This window comes from Flavobacterium flavipallidum (assembly GCF_038289905.1).
In the GTDB taxonomy this organism is placed as follows: Bacteria; Bacteroidota; Bacteroidia; order Flavobacteriales; family Flavobacteriaceae; genus Flavobacterium; species Flavobacterium flavipallidum.
Window position 1 is genome coordinate 12,899 of record NZ_JBBYHU010000032.1, and the last position, 13,257, is coordinate 26,155.

Sequence of the window (13,257 nt, forward strand, 5' to 3'; positions counted from 1 at the left end):
TTGCTAACGTGGTTTTTTTGATTACTTCTTTTTTACCTCAAAAGGGGTTGCTGGCAATCCTTCTTTCGAATATAAATTAGCTTCTACTGGATTGTAATCCCAAGCATATCTAACTATCGTAGGATTGCTTATTTTTTCGTTCCAAACCTCTACTCTATCGCCAATTATTTTCGCCTTTGCCCAAACAAAATTTTTCCCATCATTTGAAATTGCAAAAGATTTCAATTCGGTTCCTTTTTTTACAATTAGTCCTTCTCCAATATTTTTAAAAATAATAATAGCTTTATTTTTTTCGAAAATAGAACCACTTGGCATTGGACTTGAAGCTTGCAATTTACTTTCTCCATAGGCTAATTTTCGAGCCAATAAAGACAAACGTTTCCCTACATCTTCCTTATTCAAAGGATGAATATCATTCCATTCACCTAAGTCAATCGTTACTGCCATTGCTGTATTTGGTACACTTAAGGTTTCCAACTGAGCTTGTCTTAATGCCGCCCAATTGCTTTCTCTTGGTTCCGAATAGGTTTCCATATAATTAGGCAATTGTACAAAAAGAAAAGGAAAATTACCTTGCCCCCATTTTGTTCTCCAATCCTGTATTAATGCTGGTAAGGCTTTGGCATATAATTTAGTATTTCCCGAATTAGATTCCCCTTGGTACCATAAAACTCCTTTAATTTTTAAATTAGTCAATGGTGCTATCATTGCATTAAACAATCCCTCAGGCTTCATGCGAATAGCTGTTGCTCCTTTTAAAGGTTTCATCGCTGCTCCTAATTTGTATTTCCACATTCCTTTTAAATCAATCGTATCTTTATCAACAGCCAGATAATATGGTTTGTCTAATACAAATCCTCCTTTTCCTGAATTATTAACAACTCTTATCGAAATAACATTCTTTCCTTCTTTCAAAACTGTTGACTTTACAGTATACCTGCGTGGAGGATATTGATAACCTGTTGTACCTACAAGTTCATCATTAACATAAACAAAATCTTGATCGACAATACATCCCATAAATAATTTAGCTGGTTTACCTACCATCGATTTAGGGACTTCTATTTCTTTTCGAAACCAAACTGATCCATTTATATCCCCAATAGATTGATCAGACCAAAACCCAGGAATAGGCATTTGTTCCCAATTCTTATCATTGATTCCTGCTAAATCCCAGCGCTTATTAAGCCCCTCATCATTAGCATTTAGTAATTGATACCACTCATCATTTCTTTTTTTGTCGGCTGTTTCAATTTCCTTGATGTACTCCTTATTTTTAAATTTTTGAACTTCGCTATATGCCTCTGGAAAAGCAACTAGTGCCGTATCACTCAACCAAGCCTCTATAGGAGACCCTCCTAAAGCCGAATTAATTAATCCAATAGGCACTGGATGTTTCTCATAAATATTTTTAGCAAAAAAATAGGCCACTCCTGAAAAACTCATAACTGTTTCTGGAGTCGCAACAACCCAACTTCCTGAATCTAAATCGGCCTGTTCTTTTTGAAAATTATATTTATCAGGCACTAAAAAATGTCTGATATTTGTGTTTTTTGCATTCTTAATAACCTCTCCGTACTTTTCTTTTAAACGTTCCATTGGGAGTTCCATATTTGACTGCCCGGAACAAATCCAAACATCACCAAATAAAATATCTTTTATTACAATTTCATTGCTGGCTTTAAAAGTCATTTGGTAAGGTCCTCCTGCTTTTTCAGCCGGTAAAATAATATTCCAGTTTCCTTCTTGATCTGCTTCTGCAAAATAGTTTTTGGATTTAAATTCTAACTTAATTTTTTCCTTTGGAGAAGCCCATCCCCAAACTTTTACTTTTTCATTTCGTTGTAATATTACCCCATCACTTATTAATTTCGGCAACTTAATTTGACCAATTACAATATTTGTTTGCATAAAAAGCAACGCAAGAATTAGCATTTTGATTTGATTCATTTTAATATTATTAAATTAATACACTATCTAACAATTCAACAACCCTCACTTTGAAAACAACATTCATTACTTTTAGTTCAGGAATACTAATTCCCATAATTTTTCACGAACTTTATCTCTGAGTTTAATCTAAAATTTAAGTTCAAACACACTTAGAACATAAAAAGACAACTAAGAAAAAAGATTATTTCAACATTTCTTTTTGTTCAAAATCACATTCTTAATTATAAACATTTCTTAGTTATTTTGTTTCTTTTTAAAGAATACAAAAAAAATACAAGATTTTTTTTTTTTATATGACACAATGTTTTACTTTTACGCAACCGATTGCAAATATAAACAAAAAATAATACACTAATAAAAAGAGTAAAAACAATTCAAAGTCAACCTTATATCTTTATCTAAACGATTTAATATAAGGAAATTTTTATGAATAATTAGTACATTCAATAAATCAATCCCACATGAACCAATCATTCTTCTTATATATTATCTTACAACTCTATTTATTGATAGCACCTTGTAATATATCTGCTCAGGAAGATTACAAATTGTGGCTTCAATACAAAAAAATTCAAGACAACAAAATAGCTTCAAACTATCAGTCTAAAATTTATAGAATTTATCCCTTGGGAAATTCGGAAACTATTCAGGCTGCAACAAAAGAGTTACAACAAGGCATTTCAGGTTTATTAGATCGAAAAATCGCTCTTCAACAGAGCACTAATACCGAAAACATGTTGATTTTAGGAAATAAATCATCCTTAAACGAAGCTATTTTAAAAAACATAAAAAACGAGTTTGATATAATTAATGAAGAAGGATATATTATCAAATCCATCCAATTAAAAAACAAAAAACACCTACTAATTACTGGAAAAACAGATATAGGGGTATTATATGGTGTTTTTAATTTTTTGAAATTACTTCAAACCAATCAATCTATTGAAAATTTAGCTATCACTGATGCACCAAAAATCAATGTCCGAATTCTTAACCATTGGGATAACCTCAATGGAACAATAGAACGTGGTTATGCGGGTTCATCACTTTGGAATTGGCACAAATTACCTGAATTTATAGATCAGCGATATATAGATTATGCAAGAGCAAACGCTTCTATTGGTATTAATGGTACAGTTCTAAATAATGTAAATGCTAGTGCTTTAATATTAACACCTCAATATTTAGAAAAAGTGGAAGCTTTAGCAAATACTTTTAGACCTTACGGAATAAAAGTCTATTTAACAGCTCGTTTTTCGGCTCCAATAGAAATTGGTGGCTTAAAAACCGCTGATCCTTATGATACCGAAGTAATTAACTGGTGGGAAGAAAAAGCTAAAGAAATTTACCTAAGGATTCCCGATTTTGGTGGATTCTTAGTAAAAGCCAATTCAGAAGGTCAACCTGGCCCACAAAATTACGGTCGAAACCATGTTGATGGAGCGAATATGCTTGCCGATGCTGTGGCACCTTTTGGGGGAATCGTTATGTGGAGAGCTTTTGTTTATTCAGAACACGATGTTAATGACAGAGCCAAACAGGCATATAGCGAATTTGTTCCTTATGATGGACAATTCAAGAAAAACGTTATTTTACAGGTAAAAAATGGAGCAATTGACTTCCAGCCTAGAGAACCATTTCATCCAATGTTTGGTGCCATGCCTAAAACGCCTTTAATGATGGAATTTCAAATCACCCAGGAATATTTAGGTTTTAGCTCCCATTTAGTTTATCTACCCAAATTATTTCAGGAAACATTAGAATCAGATACCTATCAAAAAGGTAAAGGCACTACGGTTGTCAAAATAATTGATGGCTCATTAAACAATCATAAAATTACGGGTATTGCCGGAGTGGCAAATATTGGTAATGATATCAACTGGACAGGACATCCCTTTGCGCAAGCGAATTGGTATGGATTTGGAAGACAAGCATGGAATCCATATCTTGATTCAGAAACTATCGCTGAAGACTGGTTGCGAATGACTTTCTCTAATGAAGAAAACTTTATCAAGCCGGTAAAAGAAATGATGCTTGAATCGAGAGAAGCAATAGTCAATTACATGACTCCTTTGGGCTTACACCATATTATGGATACAGGCCACCACTACGGGCCAGGACCATGGGTAAGTACTCTTTCAAGACCAGAATGGAATCCTGTTTATTATCATAAAGCTGATACTAAAGGAATAGGTTTTGACCGTTCTAAAACAGGAAGTAATGCAACAGCACAATACGCAGCTGAACTAGCTAAAATATTTGATAATACGGCCAGCTGTCCAGAAAAAGATTTATTGTGGTTTCACCATTTATCATGGGATTATAAATTGAAAAACGGTGAAACACTATGGAACGGACTAGCTCTTAAATACCAAGAAGGTGTGAATCAGGTCGAAAAAATGCAAACGACTTGGGACCAAATGAAAAACTATTTAGACGAAACAAGATTTAAAGAAGTTCAAATGCTTCTTAATATACAACGTAAAGAAGCAAAATGGTGGCGTGATGCCTGCCTCTTATATTTTCAACAATTCTCAGGAAAAGAATTACCTAAAGGAGTTGAAAAACCAACACAAACATTAAACTATTTTCAATCCTTAAAATTTCCGTTTGCACCGGGAAATTAATACCGAAATTATACAACAGTATAAAATATTTATACTAAAATCCAAACTTTTGTCTTTTGAAGAATAAAATAAAACAGAATTAATAATGATACTTTCAACACAAAAACAAACATTTTTATCACTTCTATTATTGTTTTCAATAATAAACATTGGTTATGCTATAAATCCAAATAAATATGTAAAAAACGAAGCTTCAAATGAAAGTTTTCCTTTGGCATCCAATGGAAAAGTAGCTTCAATATTAGTTAGTGATAATGACTATCCCGGTGTTTTACGTGTCGTAAGCCATCTTCAAAATGACATTCGTTCGGTAACTAATTTCTTACCAAATATTATAAAAAAAGCGGTTACCGAAAACTACATTGTAATCATTGGTACTTTAGGTAAAAGTTCGATTATAGATCAACTAGCCAAAGAAGGTAAAATTGATGCTAGTCAACTACATGGTAAATGGGAAAAATTTACAACTCAAATTGTAAATAATCCTATTGCGGGAGTACAAAAAGCATTAGTAATTGCTGGCTCTGACAAAAGAGGAACTATTTATGGAATTTATGACCTATCGAATCAAATTGGTGTAACTCCATGGGCATTTTGGGCTGATGTACCTGCACAAAAACAATCTGAGTTGCATGTACAACCAGGCATTCACACTTTAGGAGAACCTAAAGTAAAATACCGTGGTATATTCATTAATGACGAGGCACCAGCACTTACAGGTTGGGTTCGTGAAAAATATGGAAATTTTAATTCTAAGTTTTACGATAAGGTTTTTGAACTAATTCTTAGAATGAAAGGAAATTATTTATGGCCAGCTATGTGGGGTGAAAGATTTAATACTGATGATCCTCAAAACTCAATTTTAGCTGACGAATATGGGGTTGTTATGGGAACTTCTCACCATGAACCTTTAACTAGAGCTCATTTAGAATGGAGAAAAGGTGTTAATGGTGCGTGGGATTTTAATAAAAATTCTGAGAATTTAAAGAAATTCTGGACTGGAGGAATTGAAAGAATAGGAAATAAAGAAACCTTAATTACTGTAGGTATGCGAGGCGATGGAGATGAGCCTATGACCGAAGGAACAGCTATTGATTTATTAGAAAACATTGTTAAATCGCAACGTGAAATTATAAGTACAGTCACTAAAAAACCTGCTGATCAAACTCCACAAATTTGGGCTTTATACAAAGAAGTTCAAGAATACTATGACAAAGGAATGAAAGTTCCAGACGATATCACTTTATTGATGTGCGACGATAACTGGGGGAATGTTAGAAAACTACCAGCCTTAGATGCAAAACCTAGAAAAGGTGGTTATGGAATGTATTATCATTTTGATTATGTAGGTGGGCCAAGAAGTTACAAATGGATTAATACTAACCAAATTGAGCGCATTTGGGAACAAATGCATTTGGCTTACGAACACGGAGTAGATAAAGTATGGATTGTAAATGTAGGTGATATTAAACCAATGGAGTTCCCTACCGAATTCTTTTTAGATTATGCATGGAATCCAGAATACTGGAATGAAACGAGTCTTAAGGACTATTATTACCAATGGGCAAAGGATAATTTTGGAGGACAAAACACTCAAGAGATTGCAACTTTAATAAAAATGTATTCTAAATACAATGCTCGTAGAAAACCAGAACTATTGGATCCTACTACTTATAGTTTAATCCATTATAATGAAGCTGAAAATGTAGTTTCTGATTACAAGAAATTGGCACAAAAAGCACAAGAAATTGATGCGCAACTTAAACCAGAATACAAAGATGCTTTTTATCAATTAGTTTTATACCCTGTTTTGGCAAGTGCTAATTTGAACGAACTTTATGTTACAACAGCAAAAAATCATTTATATATCAACCAAGGTAGAGCAATAACGAATGAGTATGCTGAAAAAGTAAAAAAATTATTTAATAAAGATGCTGAGCTTTCAGACTATTACCATAAAATGGGTAATGGCAAATGGAACAATATGATGTCACAAACTCATATTGGCTATACAAGTTGGCAAGATCCAAAAACTAATATCATACCTTTAACAAAAACGATTGAAATACCGTCTGAAGCTGAAATAGGTGTTGCGATTGAAGGTTCAACAAAATGGTGGCCAGCAGCTAGTGAAAAAGCTACATTACCAACTTTTAATTCTTCTAAAAACACTTCATACATTGAAATCTTTAATAGAGGAAATGTTGCTTTTGATTATAAAATTGCATCAAAGTACAAATGGATTAAAATTTCAAAAACAAAAGGTTCTATTGATAAACAAGAGAGGATTTTTGTAAATATAAATTGGAAAAAAGCTCCAAAAGGAGATCAAACAGCTTCTTTTACGATAACAGGAGCAGGAAAAGAAATTCCAGTTTATATCAAAATCGACAATTCCAATCTGGAAAATGCAAAAGGTTTTATTGAAAACAATGGATTTATCGCAATACAAGCCGTGAATTATTCAAGTAAACATGAACCCGATTCTTTTAAATGGAAAGTTGTCGATAATCTAGGAAAAAAAGAAGGAGCAGTTATTTCTACACCTATCAAAAGTGGACGAGTTGCACTGAATGAGAATTCTCCAAAACTTTCTTATGATGTCCATTTTAAAAACACTGGTAAAGTAAAAGTACAACTCTATTTTTCTCCAACTATTAATTATTCAACAAGAGAAGGTATGTACTACGGATTGTCATTTGATAATGAAAAACCAGTAAAAGTTAATTATGCTTTTGAACCCATCGTATTTGATTATAATGGAAAAGTGACTAAGGATTGGGATAAAAACGTACGTAACAATCTCAAGGTAGTTACTACAGAATTCAATATAGAAAAGGCAGGAAATCATACTTTGAATTATTATCGAATTGATGAAGGTCTTGTACTTCAAAGTATTGTAATAGAAACAGAAAAAAGCGAATTAAAGCCAACTAATCTTGGTCCTGAAGAAAGCCCAAAAATCAAAAATTAATTTCAATCAAATATTTAATATGAAATCTAAAAAACCACTTATATTATTCCTTGCTGCAATAATCTCTTTAAGTAGTTGTAATAATAAAATCTATAAAAATGATACGGGGAAAACTTCTCTAAAAAATGCTTACCGTAAAGATTTCCTTATTGGGACAGCATTAAGCTTAGATCAAATCAATACAACCAACCCTTTAGCTACCCAAGTGATTTCAAGAGAATTTAACAGTATTACTGCTGAAAACATCATGAAGTCGATGTATGTACAGCCTACAAAAGGAAACTATTTCTTTGATACAACAGATAAATTTGTTGCCTTAGGAAAGAAATACAAGATGTTTATTCACGGGCATACCTTGATATGGCATAGTCAATTAGCTCCTTGGGTAAAGGAAATTAAAGATAGTGTCGAAATGAAAGCTTTCATGAAAAATCATATCAACACAGTTGTTAGCCGATACAAAGGAAAAATTGACTCTTGGGATGTAGTAAATGAAGCTTTGGAGGAAGATGGTACTTTAAGAAAGTCCGTTTTTTTTAACACTATTGGTAAAGACTATTTAGTTCATGCTTATAAACTTGCAGCAGGAATCGATCCAAAAACAGATTTATACTATAATGATTACAGTTTATGCGAACCTATTAAACGAAAAGGAGCTGTAGAACTTGTAAAATATCTTCAAAAAAGCGGAGCTAAAATTGACGGTGTTGGAGAACAAGGACATTGGACTTTAAATAGTCCTTCATTAGAGCAAATTGAACAAACCATACTTGACTTTTCTGCACTAGGAGTTAAAGTAGCTTTTTCAGAATTAGATATTACTGTACTTCCAAATCCTTGGGATTTACAAGGAGCTGATGTAAACCAAAATTTTGAAAATAGTGAAAAAATGAATCCATATCCAACTGCACTTCCTGAATCGGTACAAAACCAATTAGCAAAACGTTACGAAGACATTTTTAAACTATTTTTAAAACATAAGGATAAAATTAGTAGAGTGACTTTTTGGGGGGTAAACGATGGACAAACCTGGCTTAATGATTGGCCAATAAAAGGCAGAACTAATTATCCATTATTGTTTGATAGACAATTTAAACCTAAAAAAGCTTACAAAACTATCATCTCGTTAAAAACAGAAAAATAAAATATCATTAAACAAAAAAATACATGTCTTCAATTTCACAAAAATTATCATTAAAAGAAAAAATTGGCTACAGCTTAGGAGACCTTGCTGCTAATTTGGTTTTCCAGACCCTGATGACCTACCTAGCCTATTTTTATACTGATATCTACGGTCTGTCACCAACAGATTCATCTATTATTATGTTATCAGTTGGATTAGTCGCTGCCTTTATTTTCAATCCCGTTATAGGAGCTATTGCTGACAGAACTACTTCTAAATGGGGAAAATTCAGACCTTGGATTTTATGGACAGCAATTCCTTTAGGAATAGTAGCATTATTAGCTTTTACTACTCCCGATTTTTCATACCAAGGCAAAGTCATTTATGCTGTAGTAACCTATACCCTTTTATTGTTATTATATGCTGGTAACAACCTGCCCTATTCTGCATTGAGTGGAGTTATCACAGGCGATATGGGAGAACGTAACAGCCTTTCATCATTTCGATTTGTTGCCGTTATGTTTGCACAATTTTTTGTACAAGTTTTTATGCTGGGAATCATAAAAAGTGCTGGAAATGGTGATAAGGCAATTGGTATCGAAAAAGTTATGACTGTATTAGCCATCGTTGGTACCATCATGCTTCTAATCACCTTTTTTACAACCAAAGAGCGAATTATCCCTAAACCAGAACAAAAATCAAGTGTTCGTGAAGATCTAACCGATTTAGTAAAAAACAAGCCGTGGTTAATTATGTTAACCCTAACTACTTTAGTTTTTATTACTCTAGCAATGAAAGGTGGAGCCTATGTTTATTATTTCGAAAATTATGTTGATAAACAAGAATTAGCCATTCTTATCCAACCTATTTTAGATGTTTTAAACTCCATTGGATTGAATCAATTTGGAGAAGATCCAATTGCTGCTGGTTTCGGATTATTTAATGCCGGTGGTATTATTTTTATGATTGTTGGAATCACTTTGTCAAAAAAATTAGCCGATAAATATGGTAAAAGAGACATTTTTGGTTTTTTCCTTTTTATCTCTACGCTATTTATTATCGCTTTTTATTTCTTTTCTCCAAAATCAGTGATATTGATATTTGCCTCTCAAATTTTTCACGGATTTTTCTACGGTATAACGATCCCTATACTTTGGGCTATGATTGCCGATGTTGCCGATTATTCGGAATGGAAAAATAATCGCCGGGCTACAGCTATAATATTTTCTGCAATGATGGTAGGATTAAAAGCTGGATTGAGTATTGGTGGAGCTTTGACAACATCACTATTAGGTTATTTTAACTATATCCCAAACGCATTAGAACAATCTGCAACCGCTATAAACGGAATAAAATTATTAATAAGCATTTTTCCTGCAATCCCTTTTATAATAGGAGTTGGATTATTGTTTTTCTATGAAATCAATAAAAAAATGGAAGTACAAATAGAATCGGATTTAAAACAAAGAAGAGCTTAATCATTATTACCACACATTAAAATTTAATAAAATGCCAGAAGAAAGTATTCAACACATAGATTTTAAAGAATTAGCCGAAAAAGCCATTTCTCAACCATTGGTTTCACACATTTACACAGCAGACCCATCTGCACATGTATTTAATGGTAAAATTTATATTTATCCATCACATGACGTTGATGCCGAAATTCCATTCAATGATAATGGTGATCATTTTGGAATGGAAGACTATCATGTCATCTCAATGGATAACGTTAACGCTGAAGCAAAAGACAATGGTGTTGCATTACACGTAAAAGATGTACCTTGGGCGGAGAGACAAATGTGGGCTCCTGATGCTGCACATAAAAACGGAAAATACTATCTGTATTTCCCAGCCAAACGTGCCAATGGAATTTTTCAAATTGGTGTAGCTATTAGTGATTCTCCAACAGGGCCATTTATTGCAGAACCAGAAGCTATTAAGGGAAGTTACACTATTGACCCTGCCGTTTTTGAAGATGAAGATGGAAAATATTACATGTATTTTGGTGGAATTTGGGGAGGTCAACTTCAAAATTACAGAAACAACAAATATTCTGAAGAAAATGAAGAGCCTTTATTTAATGAACCTGCTTTAGGACCAATTATTGCCTTGTTGACAGATGATATGAAGGAATTTGCCGAAGAACCAAAAGAAATTAAAATTCTGGATGAAAACGGCGAAGAGCTTTTAGCAGGAGATAATGATCGTCGTTTTTTTGAAGCTTCATGGGTACATAAATACAATGGAAAATATTACTTCTCCTACTCTACTGGAGATACTCATTATATTTGTTATGCAATTGGTAATAATCCTTATGGTCCTTTTACTTATCAAGGTAAAATTCTTAACCCAGTCATTGGATGGACTACACATCACTCTATCTGCGAAGTAGAAGGAAAATGGTATTTATTCTATCATGATTCCAGTTTATCAAAAGGAATAACTCATTTGAGATCTATTAAAGTAACAGAAATTAAGTATAATGAAGATGGAACTATTATTCCGATAAATCCTTACATAGACTTAGAACTTTAATTTATTCTCAAAGTTAGTATCCTTCTAGATATTTGGTTTATGAATCAATTATAGATAAATCTTAATTGTAATAAATATTGTCGTCAAAAAAAATAATGTCTTAGAATTTAGAAAAGTAAAACTAAAAAAGACTAATTACAAAACATAAAATGAAACCTAACACTCAACAATTAAACGATTTAATTATCCAAGTAAGAAGAGACATCCTTCGAATGGTTCACGCTGTTAATTCAGGTCACCCGGGAGGTTCTCTAGGTTGTACCGAATTTTTGGTAGCCTTGTATCAAAATATAATGGAGCGCAAAGAAGGTTGGGACATGGACGGAGTTGGAGAAGATTTATTCTTCTTGTCAAACGGTCACATCTCTCCTGTATTCTATAGCGTTTTAGCACGTAGTGGCTATTTCCCTGTTTCTGAATTAGCAACTTTCCGTTTGTTAAATTCAAGACTACAAGGACACCCAACTACTCACGACAATTTGCCGGGAGTACGTATTGCATCTGGTTCTCTTGGTCAGGGATTATCAGTAGCAATTGGAGCTGCACAAGCTAAAAAATTAAACAACGACAAACATATCGTTTATACACTTCACGGTGATGGTGAGTTACAGGAAGGTCAAAACTGGGAAGCTATCATGTATGCTTCTGCTAAAAATGTAGACAACTTAATTGCTACTGTTGACCTTAACGGAAAACAAATTGATGGTACTACTGACGAAGTTTTAGCAATGGGAAGTCTTCGCGCTAAATTTGAAGCTTTTGACTGGGAAGTAGTTGAAATCACTAAAGGAAACGATGTTGAAGCTATCATTGGAGGAATGGCTGAAGCAAAAGCAAGAACAGGAAAAGGAAAACCGGTTTGTGTATTGTTACATACTGAAATGGGTAACGGAGTTGATTACATGATGTACAGCCACGCTTGGCATGGTAAAGCACCAAATGATGCTCAACTTGAAAATGCTTTAGGACAAAATTATAATACTGGAGGCAATTCAGATTATTAATAAGTGTTCAGTATTCAGTAATTAGTATTCAGTTAGGATACTAGCAAAAATCTAAATTAGAAAATGAAAAAATATATAAATACAGGAAGTAAAGATACCCGTTCAGGTTTTGGAGTAGGAATGACTGAATTAGGTCATAAAAATGAAAATGTAGTAGCACTTTGTGCAGATTTAATTGGATCATTAAAATTTGATGATTTCAAGAAAAATCATCCGGAGCGTTTTTTTCAAATCGGAATTGCTGAGGCAAACATGATTGGAATTGCTGCAGGTATAACAATTGGTGGAAAAATTCCGTTCACAGGAACTTTTGCTAACTTCTCTACAGGTAGAGTTTATGACCAAATTCGTCAATCTGTTGCTTACTCTGATAAAAACGTAAAAATCTGTGCTTCTCACGCCGGATTAACTTTAGGAGAAGACGGAGCTACACACCAAATCCTTGAAGATATCGGTTTGATGAAAATGTTACCGGGAATGACAGTTATCAATACTTGTGACCACAACCAAACTAAAGCGGCTACTATCGCACTTGCTGATCACCATGGCCCTGCTTATTTACGTTTTGGACGTCCGGTAGTGCCTAACTTTACTCCTGCTGACGAGCCTTTCGTAATTGGAAAAGCGATTATGTTAAACGAAGGAACTGATGTAACTATCGTAGCTACAGGTCACTTAGTTTGGGAAGCTTTGGTTGCTGCAGAGAAATTAGAAGAAAAAGGAATTTCTGCTGAAGTAATCAATATCCACACGATTAAACCATTAGACGAAGAAGCTATTTTAAAATCGGTAGCTAAAACTAAATGTATCGTTACTGCTGAAGAACACAACTACCTTGGTGGTTTAGGAGAAAGCATTGCAGGTGTATTAGCTTTAAACAATCCTACTCCACAGGAATTTGTTGCTGTTAAAGATAGTTTTGGTGAGTCTGGAACTCCTGAGCAATTGATGGAAAAATACAAATTAAACAATCAGGCGATTGTTGAAGCTGTAGAAAGAGTTATCAAAAGAAAATAATTCGAGTCTTAAATATAAAAA

General features: G+C 33.4%; 8 protein-coding genes. 7 read left to right on the forward strand and 1 reads right to left on the reverse strand.

Annotation, left to right across the window (positions count from 1 at the left end):
* Positions 1-21 precede the first annotated feature (21 nt).
* Positions 22-1,950, reverse strand: coding sequence for a sialate O-acetylesterase (locus tag AAEO59_RS13515; protein WP_341701283.1), 1,929 nt, complete (start codon positions 1,948-1,950; stop codon positions 22-24).
* Between the two features lie 464 nt (positions 1,951-2,414).
* Here AAEO59_RS13515 and AAEO59_RS13520 point away from each other — a divergent pair, with 464 nt between their 5' ends.
* The 7 genes from AAEO59_RS13520 to AAEO59_RS13550 all read left to right on the forward strand — a co-directional run bounded on the left by AAEO59_RS13520 (position 2,415) and on the right by AAEO59_RS13550 (position 13,236).
* On the forward strand, positions 2,415-4,580 hold the full coding sequence (locus AAEO59_RS13520) for an alpha-glucuronidase family glycosyl hydrolase (protein ID WP_341701284.1): 2,166 nt from the start codon (positions 2,415-2,417) through the stop codon (positions 4,578-4,580).
* Positions 4,581-4,665: 85 nt separating this feature from the next.
* Complete coding sequence (locus tag AAEO59_RS13525) at positions 4,666-7,554, forward strand: glycosyl hydrolase 115 family protein (RefSeq protein WP_341701285.1); 2,889 nt, start codon at positions 4,666-4,668, stop codon at positions 7,552-7,554.
* A gap of 19 nt (positions 7,555-7,573) precedes the next feature.
* On the forward strand, positions 7,574-8,698 hold the full coding sequence (locus AAEO59_RS13530; protein ID WP_341701286.1) for an endo-1,4-beta-xylanase: 1,125 nt from the start codon (positions 7,574-7,576) through the stop codon (positions 8,696-8,698).
* Positions 8,699-8,721: 23 nt separating this feature from the next.
* The gene (locus AAEO59_RS13535) at positions 8,722-10,155 is read left to right on the forward strand and encodes an MFS transporter (protein WP_341701287.1); all 1,434 of its coding nucleotides are present in this window, start codon (positions 8,722-8,724) and stop codon (positions 10,153-10,155) included.
* A 31-nt stretch (positions 10,156-10,186) separates the two neighbouring features.
* On the forward strand, positions 10,187-11,215 hold the full coding sequence (locus tag AAEO59_RS13540) for a glycoside hydrolase family 43 protein (RefSeq protein WP_341701288.1): 1,029 nt from the start codon (positions 10,187-10,189) through the stop codon (positions 11,213-11,215).
* Between the two features lie 149 nt (positions 11,216-11,364).
* Entirely contained in the window at positions 11,365-12,219 is an 855-nt protein-coding gene (locus AAEO59_RS13545; RefSeq protein ID WP_341701289.1) for a transketolase, read from the forward strand.
* Between the two features lie 63 nt (positions 12,220-12,282).
* Complete coding sequence (locus AAEO59_RS13550) at positions 12,283-13,236, forward strand: transketolase family protein (RefSeq protein ID WP_341701290.1); 954 nt, start codon at positions 12,283-12,285, stop codon at positions 13,234-13,236.
* The last annotated feature ends 21 nt before the right edge of the window (positions 13,237-13,257 follow it).

What these genes read in the sequence shown, in the direction of transcription:
- AAEO59_RS13535 (WP_341701287.1), top strand. Translation starts at nt 8,722, where the DNA reads ATGTCTTCAATTTCACAAAAATTATCATTAAAAGAAAAAATTGGCTAC.
- AAEO59_RS13540 (WP_341701288.1), top strand. Translation starts at nt 10,187, where the DNA reads ATGCCAGAAGAAAGTATTCAACACATAGATTTTAAAGAATTAGCCGAA.
- AAEO59_RS13545 (WP_341701289.1), top strand. Translation starts at nt 11,365, where the DNA reads ATGAAACCTAACACTCAACAATTAAACGATTTAATTATCCAAGTAAGA.
- AAEO59_RS13520 (WP_341701284.1), top strand. Translation starts at nt 2,415, where the DNA reads ATGAACCAATCATTCTTCTTATATATTATCTTACAACTCTATTTATTG.
- AAEO59_RS13525 (WP_341701285.1), top strand. Translation starts at nt 4,666, where the DNA reads ATGATACTTTCAACACAAAAACAAACATTTTTATCACTTCTATTATTG.
- AAEO59_RS13515 (WP_341701283.1), bottom strand. Translation starts at nt 1,950, where the DNA reads ATGAATCAAATCAAAATGCTAATTCTTGCGTTGCTTTTTATGCAAACA.
- AAEO59_RS13530 (WP_341701286.1), top strand. Translation starts at nt 7,574, where the DNA reads ATGAAATCTAAAAAACCACTTATATTATTCCTTGCTGCAATAATCTCT.
- AAEO59_RS13550 (WP_341701290.1), top strand. Translation starts at nt 12,283, where the DNA reads ATGAAAAAATATATAAATACAGGAAGTAAAGATACCCGTTCAGGTTTT.